Genomic DNA, 12,617 nt, shown 5'->3' with positions numbered 1-12,617 from the left:
CCACGATGAACTGCCGGCCGTCACCGCCGGTCCGCGCCCCGCCGTCCGCTCAGGGACGGGCCCCGGGGTGGCGCAGGCACCAGCCCTCCCAGGCCGAGGCGACCATCGCCCGGGCGTCGTGCCGGGCCTGCCAGCCGAGCTCCTCGGCGATCCGCGCCGCCGAGGCGACGACCCGGGCCGGATCGCCCGGCCGGCGGCCGGCCGTCGTGGGGCTCGCCTTCGGCCCGTAGCCGGTCACCTCGCCGATCAGGGCGATCATCTCCCGTACGGAGACGCCCTCGCCCCGGCCGATGTTGAGGGTCAGATCGGCACCCGGCCCCCGTTCCGTCAGGGCACGGGCCGTCGCGAGGTGGGCGGAGGCGATGTCCTCGACGTGGATGAAGTCGCGCACGCAGGTGCCGTCCTCGGTGGCGTAGTCGTCGCCGAAGACGACCGGCGCCTCCCCCTCGGTCAGCTTCTCGAACACCATGGGAACGAGGTTGAACACACCCGTGTCCGCCAGCTCCGGGGCTGCCGAGCCGGCGACGTTGAAGTAGCGCAGCGAGGCGGTGGCCATGCCGTGGGCCGCGCCGGCGGCACGGACCATCCACTCGCCGACGAGCTTGGTCTCGCCGTACGGGTTGATCGGGCGGCAGTCGGTGTCCTCGGTGACGAGGTCCACGTCGGGCATGCCGTAGACGGCGGCCGAGGAGGAGAACAGGAAGGACCGCACACCGCACTCCGCGGCGGCGTCGAGCAGGACCTCCAGGCCCGTGACGTTCTCGCGGTAGTAGTGCAGCGGCCGGGCGACCGACTCGGCGACCTGCTTCTTCGCGGCCAGGTGGACGACTCCGGTCACACCGTGGTCGCGCAGGGCGCTCACCAGGCGCGAGCGGTCCAGCGTCGAGCCCTCGACGAACGGAACGCCGTCGGGGACGCGGCCGCGGTCCCCCGTCGACAGGTCGTCGTACACCGCGACCGACTCCCCCGCAGCGGTCATCGCTCGCACCACATGGGCGCCGATGAAGCCCGCTCCCCCAGTAATCAGCCACGTCATAGGGCGAATAATAATGTGAAGAATCAGTGAGTCCGGGGCCACCCTGAGGTGAACACCCATACGATCGCCTGTTTATACTGCAGGCTTCGCGGGAGCCTGTGGATCATGCCTACGTCACGGGCACGCACGTCCGTCCGCCCGCACGGGCCCGTCGACTCGAGGACTCAGCCAGGATGAGCCAGGACATACGCACGCCCGAAACCCGCAGCGAGCGCAGAGAGTCCGGCTCACGGGCACGGGCCAGGAAGCCGCGGCGGACCGGGCGGATCGTCCTGCTCGTGCTGTTGGTCCTGGTGCTCGCGGCGGGCGGCGGGCTCTACTGGACGTACAGCAGCCTCGACAGCAACATCAAGGGCGTCGACATCGACAAGGCGCTCGGCGACAACCGGCCGCAGAAGCTCCCCACCAGCGGACAGAACATCCTCGTGCTCGGCTCCGACTCGCGGGCCGGCGCCAGCGGCGAGCTGGCCGGCGGCAAGGTCAGCGGCGCCCGTTCGGACACCGCGCTCGTCGTGCACATCCCCGAGGGCCGGACGAAGGCCGTCGCCGTCAGCATCCCGCGCGACACCCTCGTCACCCGCCCCGAGTGCACCCGCGAGAACGGCGGGACCGCGCCCGGCGCGCAGCGCGTCATGTTCAACTCCGTGTACGCGCAGTACGGTCCGGCCTGCGTGGTCAAGACCGTCGAGGAGATGTCCGGGGTCCGGCTCGACCACTACCTGGAGATCGACTTCGCCGGGTTCAAGGACCTCGTCGACACCATCGGCGGCGTGACCGTCGACGTCAAGGAGCCGATCAAGGACGGCGCCAGCGGGCTCGACCTGCAGGCCGGTCCGCAGAAGCTGGACGGCACCCAGTCCCTGGCCTTCGTCCGCACCCGGCACGGCGTCGGCGACGGCAGCGACCTCGGCCGCATCGGCCTCCAGCAGCAGTTCCTCATGGCCCTGCTGAGCGAGGTCAAGAAGCAGGACCTGCTGGGCAGCCCCACCAAGGCGTACAAGATCGCCGGCTCCGCCACCAAGGCGCTCACCACCGACTCCGAGCTCGCCTCCCTGAAGTCGCTGAGCGAGTTCGCGCAGAGCATGAACGGCGTCGACCCGCAGAACATGGAGACGATCATGCTGCCGGTCGCGTACGACAAGAAGGACCCCAACCGCGTCGTGGCCGCCGAGCCGAACGCCTCCGCGCTCTGGAAGGCCATCCGGGAGGACGCCGAGATCCCCGCGTCCGCCAAGAAGTCGCCCGCCACGGGCGGTTGATCCCGCGCCTGCGCCAAGCGGCCCCGGAACTCGGTGAGTTCCGGGGCCGCTTGCATGCTGCCGTCAGGCGCGCGTCCACTCCTCGAGCGCCAGGCCCGACTCGTCCTTCTGCCGTGTCACGAGCAGCCCGCCGTCCTCGCCGATCGCCGCCAGGACGATCCGGCCGCGGCCGTCCAGGCACAGCGCCGGGGCGCCGGTCACGACCGGGCCGGTGAGCGTCCAGCTGAGCCCGGCGTCCTCGCGCTCCGTCGGGTACGCGGCGAGGGCGATGCGCCCCGAGGCGTCGCGCTGGGCCAGCAGCGTGCAGTCGACGCCGTCGACCGGGGTGCGCAGCAGGGCGACCGGGCCGGTGCCGGTGGCGCCGCCGAGCGACCGCGCGCCGGTGTCCGGGCGCCAGGCCAGCACCTCGCCGGACCGGGCGTCGCGCCAGTAGCGGGTCACGCTCGTGGTGCCGGTGGGAAGCGCGGCGAAGGTTCCGTCGGCGACCGAGGCGGTGAGGTCCTCGTCGAGCCGGGGGAAGACCGCGCCCGCGGCGTCCTGGCTCCAGCGCAGCACGTGGTCCGTGCTGGGCGCGAACACGTCGATGTGACCGGCCTCGTTGACGCCGGTGCCGATCGTCCCGGTGACGTTGCTGCCCTTGAGGTCGGCCCACTTGGGCTGCCAGCGCACCGGGTTCTGGCTGCGGGAGCTGACACCGCCGCCCGCGTTGTTCAGGAACACGTGCAGCGAGCCCGCGGCGTCCACGTGGGTGACCGGCACGCCCATCTGGGCGGCGAAGTGCTTGACCCGGGGCACCGGGTAGGGGTTGGCCAGCGGGTGCCAGTCGCGCATCGGGCGGCCGGTCTGGTACTGCACGCCGTAGATCACATCCACGTCGAGCAGGCCGTCCGCGCCGGGGAGCCGGCGCAGACCGGTGAGGTACACGTAGCCCTCGGTGCTCTGCACGATCGAGAGGTACGGGACGAGGCCGGGCGCGGGCAGCACGTCGGGGGCGGTCCAGGCCGGTCCGCCGACGGCGGTCTCGGTCCAGCGCAGCACGCCGCCCTCGACGGGCGCGTACGCGGTGAGCCGGCCGTCCTTGCCGCGCAGCAGCCAGTTCACCGTGGCCGGCAGCGGAGTGTCCGTGGGGACTCCGGGCTTCAGGGAGGCGACGCGCGCGTCGGGCGTCCCTCCGGGTGTTCCGGGAGCGGAGCCGGACCGCCGCTGTTCGGCTTTCCGCCCCTGTGACCTGCGCGCGGACCACACCGCCATGGTCTGCCGACCACCTTCCCTGACACCCTTGAAATCCTGGCGACAATAACATTGGGCGCATGGCCGAGCCGATCCGCCCCATGATCGTCGTCGACGGCGCGAACGTCGTCGGCTCCGTCCCCGACGGCTGGTGGCGGGACCGCCGTGGCGCGGCCGAGCGGCTGCGCGACTCTCTCGCCGGCAGGGCAGCCGAGGGCGTGGCCGAGGTGCCGGGGCCGGTGGAGCTGGTGCTCGTGGTGGAGGGCGCGGCGCGGGGCGTGGAGTCCGTGCCGGGCGTCCGGGTGGAGTCGGCGCCGGGCAGCGGGGACGATCTGATCGCGGAGCTGGCGCGCCGCGCGGAGGCCGAGGGCCGGCCGTGCGTCGTCGTCACGGCCGACCGGGAGCTGCGGGGGCGGGTGGAACGGCACGGCGCGCGGTGCCTGGGCCCGCGCGCCGTACGGGGCCGCTGAGGGCCCTTCAGTCCGTCCTGTCGTGGTGCCTAGTACTCCGCGTCGGGGCCGTACTTGCCGAGGCGGCTGTGGCTGCGGCCGTAGAGGAAGTAGACGACGATGCCGATGAGCATCCAGACGCCGAAGCGGAACCAGGTCTCGCCCGGCAGGTTCAGCATCAGCCACAGTGAGGCGGCGATGGACAGGATCGGCAGCACCGGCACCCACGGGGTGCGGAAGGCGCGGTGCAGGTCGGGGCGGGTGCGGCGGAGCACGATCACACCGGCGGCGACCATCACGAAGGCGAAGAGGGTGCCGATGTTCACCAGCGTCGCCAGCTCGTCGATGCTGGTGAAGCCCGCCACGATCGCGATGACCACACCGAGCAGGATGGTCGGCCGGTAGGGGGTGCGGAACTTCGGGTGGGTGACCGAGAAGAAGCGGGGCAGCAGGCCGTCCCGGCTCATCGCGAAGAACACCCGGGTCTGGCCGAGCAGCAGGATCAGACAGACGGTGGTGAGGCCGACGGCGGCGCCGAAGCTGATCACGCCCGCGTAGAAGGGGTGCCCGACGGACTTGAAGGCGTCGGCGAGCGGGGCGCTGACGGACAGTTGCGTGTAGTGCTGCATGCCGGTGACGACCAGGGCGACCGCCACGTACAGCACGGTGCAGATGAAGAGGGAGCCGAGGATGCCGCGGGGCATGTCGCGCTGCGGCAGCTTGGTCTCCTCGGCGGCGGTGGCCACCACGTCGAAGCCGATGAAGGCGAAGAAGACGATGGACGCGGCGGTGAAGATGCCCATGACCCCGAAGTTGGTGGGCTCGTAGCCGAACATGAGCTGGACCAGCGGGGCGTCCTGCCAGCCCGCGCCGCCCTCGGGCGTCACCGCGTCGGGGATGAAGGGCTTGTAGTTGTCGCCCACCAGGAAGAACAGGCCCGCGATGATCACGATCATCACCACGGTGACCTTGATGGCGACGACCAGCGCGGTGATCCGGGCGGACAGCTTCATGCCGACGACCAGGATCGCGGTGAGGACCAGGACCAGCAGGAAGGCCAGCAGGTCGAAGGTGCCGCCCGGCGCGTCCGGTCCTTGGATCGCGGCCGGTAGATGCCAGTCCACGTTGTCCATCAGGGACCGTACGTATCCCGACCAGCCGACGGCGACCACGGCGGTGCCGAGCGCGAACTCCAGCACCAGGTCCCAGCCGATGATCCAGGCGGGCAGTTCGCCGATCGAGGCGTACGCGAAGGTGTACGCCGATCCGGCCACCGGGACCGTGGAGGCGAACTCCGCGTAGCACAGGGCGGCCAGCGCGCAGACGATGCCGGCGGCGACGAAGGCCAGCGCGGTCGCGGGCCCGGCGTTCTCCTTGGCCACCTTGCCGGTGAGCACGAAGATGCCGGTGCCGATGATGACGCCGACGCCGAAGATGGTCAGATCCCAGGCGGACAGGGATTTCTTGAGTGCGTGCTCGGGTTCCTCGGTGTCCCTGATCGACTGCTCGACCGTCTTGGTCCGGAACAGTGACTGGTTACCGTTCCCGTTCCCGTTCGACTGCAGGTCCGTGCTCACCGGCGTACCTCCGTACCCATGGCCGTACGCCCATGATCGAGGCAGAACGCCGTGCGCGCGCGTCGAGCTGAGCCCCATTCACACGAACGGGCCGGTCGGGCTTCCCGGGGGAAGCCCGACCGGCCGAACGCGGGGGCGCGTGACGTCAGTCGCGCGCGGGCTCCACGGCGGGGGCGTCGGCCGTGTCCTCGTACTTCCCGTCGAGGCGGGAGACCAGGCCGGTGACCTGGCGGGCGATGTCCGGGGCGGTCAGCCCGATCTCGGCCATGACCTCGGCGCGCGAGGCGTGGTCGAGGAAACGCGCCGGGATGCCGAAGTCGCGCAGCGGCACGTCCACGCCCGCGTCGCGCAGCGCCTGGGCGACGGCCGAGCCGACGCCGCCGGCGCGGACGTTGTCCTCGACGGTGACGACGACGCGGTGCCGGGCGGCCAGCGGGGCCATGGCCTCGTCGACCGGCTTGACCCAGCGCGGGTCGACGACGGTGGTGGAGATGCCCTGCTTGTCGAGCAGGTCGGCGATCTCCAGGCACATGGGCGCGAGCGCACCGACCGAGACGAGCAGCACGTCGGCCTTCTCGCCGCCGGTCTCGCGCAGCACGTCCATGCCGCCGATCCGGCGGACCGCCGGGACGGCGGGGCCGACGGCGCCCTTGGAGAAGCGGACGACGGTCGGCGCGTCGGTGACCTCGACGGCCTCGCGCAGCTGGGCGCGGACCTGGTCGGCGTCGCGCGGGGCGGCGAGCCTGAGGCCGGGGACGACCTGCAGGATCGACATGTCCCACATGCCGTTGTGCGAGGCGCCGTCGGTGCCGGTGACACCGGCGCGGTCCAGGACGAAGGTGACGCCGCACTTGTGCAGCGCCACGTCCATCAGGACCTGGTCGAAGGCGCGGTTGAGGAAGGTGGCGTACACCGCGAAGACGGGGTGCAGGCCGCCGGTGGCGAGACCGGCCGCGGAGACCGCGCCGTGCTGCTCGGCGATGCCGACGTCGAAGACCCGCTCGGGGAAGGCCTTGGCGAACTTGTCCAGGCCGACCGGCTGGAGCATGGCCGCGGTGATCGCGACGATGTCCTCGCGCTCCTTGCCGAGCGCGACCATCTCGTCGGCGAAGACGCCGGTCCAGTCGGCGCCGGAGACGGAGATCGGCAGACCGGTGTCCGGGTGGATCTTGCCGACGGCGTGGAAGCGGTCCGCCTCGTCGGAGAGGGCGGGCTCGTAGCCGCGGCCCTTCTGGGTGATGCAGTGGACGATCACCGGGCCGCCGAAGCGCTTGGCGCGGGTGAGCGCGGACTCCAGGGCCTCGATGTCGTGGCCGTCGATGGGGCCGACGTACTTCAGGCCGAGGTCCTCGAACATGCCCTGCGGGGCGATGAAGTCCTTCAGGCCCTTCTTGGCGCCGTGCAGCGTCTCGTAGAGCGGCTTGCCGACGACCGGGGTGCGCTCCAGGATGTCCTTGCCGCGCGCGAGGAAGCGCTCGTAGCCGTCGGTGGTGCGCAGGGTCGCCAGGTGGTTGGCCAGCCCGCCGATCGTGGGGGCGTAGGAGCGCTCGTTGTCGTTGACGACGATGACGACCTGGCGGTCCTTGGCGTCGGCGATGTTGTTCAGCGCCTCCCAGGCCATGCCGCCGGTGAGGGCGCCGTCGCCGATGACGGCGACGACGTGGTCGTCCTTCTTCAGGATCTGGTTCGCCTTGGCGAGGCCGTCGGCCCAGCCGAGCACGGTCGAGGCGTGCGAGTTCTCGATGACGTCGTGCTCGGACTCGGCCTGCGAGGGGTAGCCGGACAGGCCGCCCTTCATCTTGAGCCGGGAGAAGTCCTGGCGGCCGGTGAGCAGCTTGTGGACGTAGCTCTGGTGGCCGGTGTCCCACAGGACCCGGTCCTTCGGGGAGTCGAAGACGCGGTGCAGCGCGATGGTCAGCTCGACCACACCGAGGTTGGGGCCGAGGTGGCCGCCGGTCTTGGAGACGGCGTCCACGAGAAACGTCCTGATCTCCGCGGCCAGCTGCTCCAGCTGTTCCGGGGAGAGCCGGTCCAGATCGCGCGGCTCCCTGATACGGGTCAGCAATGCCACCCGTGCCTCCTTGCGTTTGAGCTGAATCGAAGCTTGCCGATTTTGTCGAGTCTAATGTTCCGCCCGGGGCCGCACGTCCCAGGGCCGGGCTTCCGCGTCACCCGGGTGGCCGACACGCCGGTGGGCGTACGGGCGGCTCACAGGGCCAGACGCAGCAGTGCCCGGCGCCGGTTCTCGGCGCCGGGCACTGTGGTGCGCGTTACGCGTACGCGTCCTTACGCGCGTCCGGCGGTCTTCTGGGTGCGCCGGGACACCGAGTCGATCACGACGGCGGCGAGCAGCACCGCGCCCGTGATCATGTACTGGATCTCGTTGGCCATGCCGATCATGTTCAGGCCCTGCTGGATCGACTGGATCACGATCATGCCCAGGAGTGCCGACCAGACCTTGCCGCGGCCGCCGAAGAGGCTGGTGCCGCCGATCACGGCCGCCGCGATCACCAGCATCAGTGTGTTGCCGGAGCCGAGGCTCTTGGTCGCGCCGCCGGAGAGGCTGGCGACGAACAGGCCGCCGAAGGCCGCGAGCATGCCGGAGAGGCCGAAGACGATGATCCGGACCCGGTCCACGTTGATGCCGGCGCGGCGGGCCGCCTCGGCGCTGCCGCCGACGGCGAAGACCTTGCGGCCGAACAGGGTGCGGCGGGCGACGAAGTCGGCGATCACCAGCACGGCCAGGAACAGGACCAGGGCGAGCGGCAGGCCGCGGGCGCCCTCGGGCTCGTTCAGGATGTAGGCGACGACGAAGCAGAGCACCGCGACGACGCCGGTGCGCAGCAGGATCTCCGTGGCCGGACGGGCCGGCAGGGCGGCCGCGCGGCGGCGCCGGGAGTCCAGGAACAGCGAGCCGGCGTACGCGAGGACGGCGACGAGGGCCAGGCCGTACGCGGCGGCCTTGTCCTCGAAGTAGTACGCGGTGAGGTTCTCCACGATCGAGCCGCTGGGGGCGTTGATCGAGCCCTCCTTGCCCATCAGCCAGATCTGCAGTCCGCTCCAGCCGAGGAAGCCGGCGAGGGTGACCACGAAGGCCGGGACGCCGACCTTGGCGAAGAAGAAGCCGTGCAACAGGCCGATGACCAGGCCGGCGGCGATCGCGAGGACCACGGCCAGCAGGTCGTTCATGCCGTTGGTGACGCTGAGGACGGCCCAGACGGCCGCGCCGACGCCCGCGACGGAGCCCATCGACAGGTCGATCTCGCCCAGGATCAGGACGAAGACGATGCCGACGGCCATGATGCCGAGGCCGGAGGAGTACACCGCGATGTTGGCGACGGAGCTCGCGGAGAGGAAGTTGGAGTTCTGGGCCTGGAACACGATCGCGATGACGACCAGCCCGAGGACCACCGGCAGCGAGCCCAGCTCGCCGCCGCGGATCTTGCGGGTGAACTCCGTCCAGTAGCCCTTCAGGCCCTCCTCGCGGACGAGGAGGCGCGGGTCGACGGCCGGTATCGGCGCGGCCGAACCGTCCGCCGCGGGGGTCTTGCTGTCGAGGTCGCTCACTTGGCGGCCCCCTTCCCGATGTTCCCGGCGGTGCGGGCCTGCCTGCGGGTCACGGCGTTGTCCGTGGCGCCCGTGATGGCGGCGATGATCGTCTCGTGGGAGGTCTCGGCGACGGGGAAGACGCCGTTGTTGCGGCCGAGACGCAGCACGGCGACGCGGTCCGCGACGGCGCGCACGTCGGCCATGTTGTGGCTGATGAGGATGACGCCGTGGCCGCGCTCGCGCAGCCGCTCCACGAGGTCGAGCACCTGTGCGGTCTGCTCGACGCCGAGGGCGGCGGTGGGCTCGTCCAGGATGACGATCTTCGGGTCGCCGATCAGGGCGCGGGCGATGGCCACGACCTGGCGCTGTCCGCCGGAGAGCGCGGCGACCGGGATTCGGACCGACGGGATCCGGATGGACAGCGTGTCGAGGAGCTCGCGGGCCCGCTTCTCCATCGCGATCTCGTCGAGGACGGAGGCGGAGCGCAGCTCGCTGCCGAGGAAGAGGTTGGCGACCACGTCGAGGTTGTCGCAGAGCGCGAGGTCCTGGTAGACGGTGGCGACGCCGAGGTCCGAGGAGTCGTGGGGCTTGGTGATCTGGACCGGGCGGCCCTCCCACTCGATGACGCCCTCGTCGATCGGGTGGACGCCCGAGATCGTCTTGACGAGGGTCGACTTGCCGGCGCCGTTGTCGCCCACGAGGGCGACGACTTCTCCGGCATGGATCTCCAGATCGACGTCGGTGAGCACCTGGACGGCGCCGAACCGCTTGGAGACCCCGCGCAACGCCAGCACGGGCGTAGCGGACACGTGAATCATCTCCTTGCCGCCTGACCGGCGGGGATGAGGGGTGCTGAGGGGGGTGTGAGCCCGGCGGCCCCGCCCCCGCTTGCGGGGCGATGAACGGGGCGGGGTCCGCCGGGCCGGTCGGTGGGGCGGGCTACTTGATGCCCGCCGCCTCGCAGGCCGCCTTGTACTCGGCGGTGCAGATCTCCGCGGCCTTGTAGACGCCGTCGGCGATGATCGTGGAGGCGATGTTCTCCTTCGTCACGATCTGCGCGTCGTAGAGGCGGGCCGGGATGTCCTTGAACTCGCCGGTGAGGCTCGTGACCTTGGCCGGCGTGTAGGGGGCGATGTCCTTGCCCTTGAGGAGGGCGACCGCGATCTCGGCGGTGGTCTCGGCCTCGGGCTTGATCTGCTTGTAGATGGTGAAGGACTGGTCGCCCTTCAGGATCCGCTGCAGACCGGCGAGTTCCGCGTCCTGGCCGCCGACCGGGACCTTGATGCCCTGCTTGGACAGGGCGGTGATGATGCCGCCGGCCATGCCGTCGTTGGCCGAGTAGACGCCCTGGAAGCCGTCCTTGCCCAGGGAGTCGATGGCGGCGCCCATCTTCTTGTTGGCCTCGTCCGGGGACCAGTCCGGGATGTCCTGCTCGTAGACGACCTTCTTGACCTGGCCGTCGAGGACGCTGTGGGCGCCCTTCTTGAACAGCGGGGCGTTCGGGTCGGTCGGCGAGCCGTTGATCATGACAACGTTGGCGTCCTTGGCCTTGGCGCCGAGCGCCTTGACCAGCCCCTCGCCCTGGAGGCGGCCGATCTTCTCGTTGTCGTAGCTGACGTACGCGGCGATCGGGCCCTCGGCCAGCCGGTCGTACGCGACGACCTTGACGCCCTTCTTCTCGGCCTGCTGGACCCACGACTTGGTGGCCTTGTAGTCGACCGAGTCGAGGATGATCACCTTCACGCCCTGGGTGACGAGGGCGTCGAACTGCTTCTTCTGGGTCTCGGTGTCCTGCGCGGCGTTGTTGTACTTGACCACGCAGTCGGAGCAGAGAGCCTTGATCTTCGCCTCGATGATCGGGCGGTCGAAGGTCTCGTAGCGGGTGGTCTTGTTCTCGGGGAGCAGCAGGCCGATGGTCTTGCCGTCGCCCTTGCTCTCCGAGCCGCCGTCGCCTGCCTTGCCACAGGCGGCGAGGGAGAGGGCCATGGATACGGCGGCCGTGCCTATGACGACGCGGCGCGTCATTCCGTTCATGTTGGGGTTGCCTCCCTGACGAGGCCGCGTCCTTGCGGCCGAGGTGGCTGGAAGTCAACTCGGCCGCGACCCCGACGTCAAGAAGTAAATCCTTAACGAGATGACAACGACGCCATCCGTTCTCTAAGTGAACGCAGGCTGGGCGGCAGGCGCGGCCCCCGGCAGGGCGCTCTCCAACAGGGTCGAATCGCCCATTTCACTCAGCACCAGGGCCAGTGCGCCCAGCACTTCGGCGCGCTGCCCCAGGGCGCCGGGAGCGACCGACAGCTGCCGGGCGGCGCTGGGGATCGAATACCGCGCCACGGAGTCCCTGATGGGCCCCAGGACCAGCTCCCCGGCCTCCGCCAGGTCGCCGCCGAGCACCACCCGGCTGGGGTTGAGCAGGTTGCAGAGGTTGGCGACACCGCTGCCGACGTGCCGGCCGACGTCGGCGACCACGCGCCGGCAGCCCGGGTCGCCCTCGCGGGCCAACTGCACGACCCGCTCCATCGTCAGGTCCGGCCCGTGGCTGGGCTGGAGCAGCGGCAGCACGTACCGGGCGGCGGCGAAGGTCTCCAGGCAGCCGCGGTTGCCGCAGCGGCAGACCGGGCCCGACTCGTCCAGGGTGATGTGCCCGATCTCGCCGGCGGTGCCGCCGGGGCCCCGGTAGACCCGGCCGTCGATCACCAGGCCGGCGCCCACACCGCTGGCGACCTTGATGTACGCGAGGTCCTTCACCCCCCGGCCGCTCCCCCACACCAGCTCGCCGAGCGCGCCCAGGTTGGCGTCGTTGTCGACGTGGACCGGCACGCCGAGGCGGCCGGAGAGCTCCTCGGCCGGGTTGATGCCGCTCCAGCCCGGCAGGATCGAGGTCGAGCCCAGGGTGCCGGAGGACAGGTCGATCGGGCCGGGCACGCCGAGGCCCACGCCGACGACCTTGTCCGGGCCGATGCCCGTACTCGCGATCAGCCGGTTGACCAGGCGTTCCGCCCGGTCGAAGCCCTCCGCGGAGGAGGCGTCGACGTCCAGCGGCTCGGACTCCTCGGCGAGCACCTGGTGGGCGAGGTTGCCGACGGCGACCCGCAGGTGGGTGTGGCCGAAGTCGACGCCGATGACGATGCCGGCGTCCCCGGAGAGGGAGACGCTGCGGGCCCGGCGGCCGCCCGCGGAGGTCGGGGTGACCTCGACCGTGCCGCCGTCCTTCAGTTCTCGCACGATGTTGGAGACCGTGGCCGCGGACAGCCCGGTGGCCCGGGCGATCTCCGCCTGGGTCAGCGATCCGGCCATGCGTACCGCTCGGACGACGCGTTCGAGGTTGGCCCTGTGCAGAGACGTCTGCGACCCGGGAGTCTCCATCGACTCACTCACTCCTGCCGTTTTCTCCAACATGTGAACTCTAAGTCGACGCTTTGGCCTCCGTCCCCGTCAAGACCTGGTGGGGGTGGTCTGCGCACGCCGACGAGCCCCGGCGGAGGTCGTCCGCCGGGGCTCGCGGGGTGCCGAG

Annotated in this window: 10 protein-coding genes; 2 read left to right on the top strand and 8 right to left on the bottom strand. The window is 70.9% G+C overall.

Going from position 1 to position 12,617, the window contains the following annotated elements; all coding sequences use genetic code 11:
• Window positions 1–49: 49 nt before the first annotated feature.
• Window positions 50–1,036 carry a UDP-glucose 4-epimerase GalE gene (galE, locus tag ACNJ93_RS24810; RefSeq protein ID WP_418959641.1) on the bottom strand — a complete coding sequence of 329 codons (987 nt, stop codon included), beginning with the start codon at window positions 1,034–1,036 and terminating at the stop codon, window positions 50–52.
• A 173-nt stretch (window positions 1,037–1,209) separates the two neighbouring features.
• Here galE and ACNJ93_RS24805 point away from each other — a divergent pair, with 173 nt between their 5' ends.
• A complete protein-coding gene (locus ACNJ93_RS24805) occupies window positions 1,210–2,295 on the top strand; it encodes an LCP family protein (RefSeq protein WP_418959640.1) in 1,086 nt (361 codons plus the stop codon).
• 63 nt (window positions 2,296–2,358) lie between these two features.
• Here the strand turns inward: ACNJ93_RS24805 and ACNJ93_RS24800 are convergent, their stop codons facing one another.
• Window positions 2,359–3,396: a hypothetical protein gene (locus tag ACNJ93_RS24800; RefSeq protein ID WP_418959639.1), complete on the bottom strand. Its 1,038-nt coding sequence runs from the start codon at window positions 3,394–3,396 to the stop codon at window positions 2,359–2,361.
• A gap of 209 nt (window positions 3,397–3,605) precedes the next feature.
• On the opposite strand from ACNJ93_RS24800, the gene ACNJ93_RS24795 reads away from it, so the two are divergent.
• Window positions 3,606–3,995, top strand: coding sequence for an NTP pyrophosphohydrolase (locus ACNJ93_RS24795; protein WP_418959638.1), 390 nt, complete (start codon window positions 3,606–3,608; stop codon window positions 3,993–3,995).
• Window positions 3,996–4,024: 29 nt separating this feature from the next.
• Here ACNJ93_RS24795 and ACNJ93_RS24790 read toward each other — a convergent pair whose 3' ends face one another.
• The 6 genes from ACNJ93_RS24790 to ACNJ93_RS24765 all read right to left on the bottom strand — a co-directional run bounded on the left by ACNJ93_RS24790 (window position 4,025) and on the right by ACNJ93_RS24765 (window position 12,469).
• The gene (locus ACNJ93_RS24790; protein WP_418961515.1) at window positions 4,025–5,503 is read right to left on the bottom strand and encodes an amino acid permease; all 1,479 of its coding nucleotides are present in this window, start codon (window positions 5,501–5,503) and stop codon (window positions 4,025–4,027) included.
• A gap of 193 nt (window positions 5,504–5,696) precedes the next feature.
• Window positions 5,697–7,622, bottom strand: coding sequence for a 1-deoxy-D-xylulose-5-phosphate synthase (gene dxs / locus ACNJ93_RS24785; protein ID WP_418959637.1), 1,926 nt, complete (start codon window positions 7,620–7,622; stop codon window positions 5,697–5,699).
• A 215-nt stretch (window positions 7,623–7,837) separates the two neighbouring features.
• Window positions 7,838–9,118 carry a sugar ABC transporter permease gene (locus ACNJ93_RS24780; protein ID WP_418959636.1) on the bottom strand — a complete coding sequence of 427 codons (1,281 nt, stop codon included), beginning with the start codon at window positions 9,116–9,118 and terminating at the stop codon, window positions 7,838–7,840.
• On the bottom strand, window positions 9,115–9,918 hold the full coding sequence (locus tag ACNJ93_RS24775) for an ATP-binding cassette domain-containing protein (protein WP_418959635.1): 804 nt from the start codon (window positions 9,916–9,918) through the stop codon (window positions 9,115–9,117). The genes ACNJ93_RS24780 and ACNJ93_RS24775 overlap by 4 nt, the downstream gene beginning before the upstream one ends.
• Window positions 9,919–10,039: 121 nt before the next feature.
• Window positions 10,040–11,134 carry a sugar ABC transporter substrate-binding protein gene (locus ACNJ93_RS24770; protein WP_418959634.1) on the bottom strand — a complete coding sequence of 365 codons (1,095 nt, stop codon included), beginning with the start codon at window positions 11,132–11,134 and terminating at the stop codon, window positions 10,040–10,042.
• 123 nt (window positions 11,135–11,257) lie between these two features.
• A complete protein-coding gene (locus tag ACNJ93_RS24765) occupies window positions 11,258–12,469 on the bottom strand; it encodes an ROK family transcriptional regulator (RefSeq protein ID WP_418959633.1) in 1,212 nt (403 codons plus the stop codon).
• Between the last annotated feature and the right edge of the window lie 148 nt (window positions 12,470–12,617).

Origin of the sequence: Streptomyces tritici (assembly GCF_048500665.1) — a bacterium.
In the GTDB taxonomy this organism is placed as follows: Bacteria; Actinomycetota; Actinomycetes; order Streptomycetales; family Streptomycetaceae; genus Streptomyces; species Streptomyces tritici.
The sequence above is the reverse complement of the archived record's forward strand: the minus strand, read 5'-3'. Positions and strand labels throughout refer to the sequence as shown.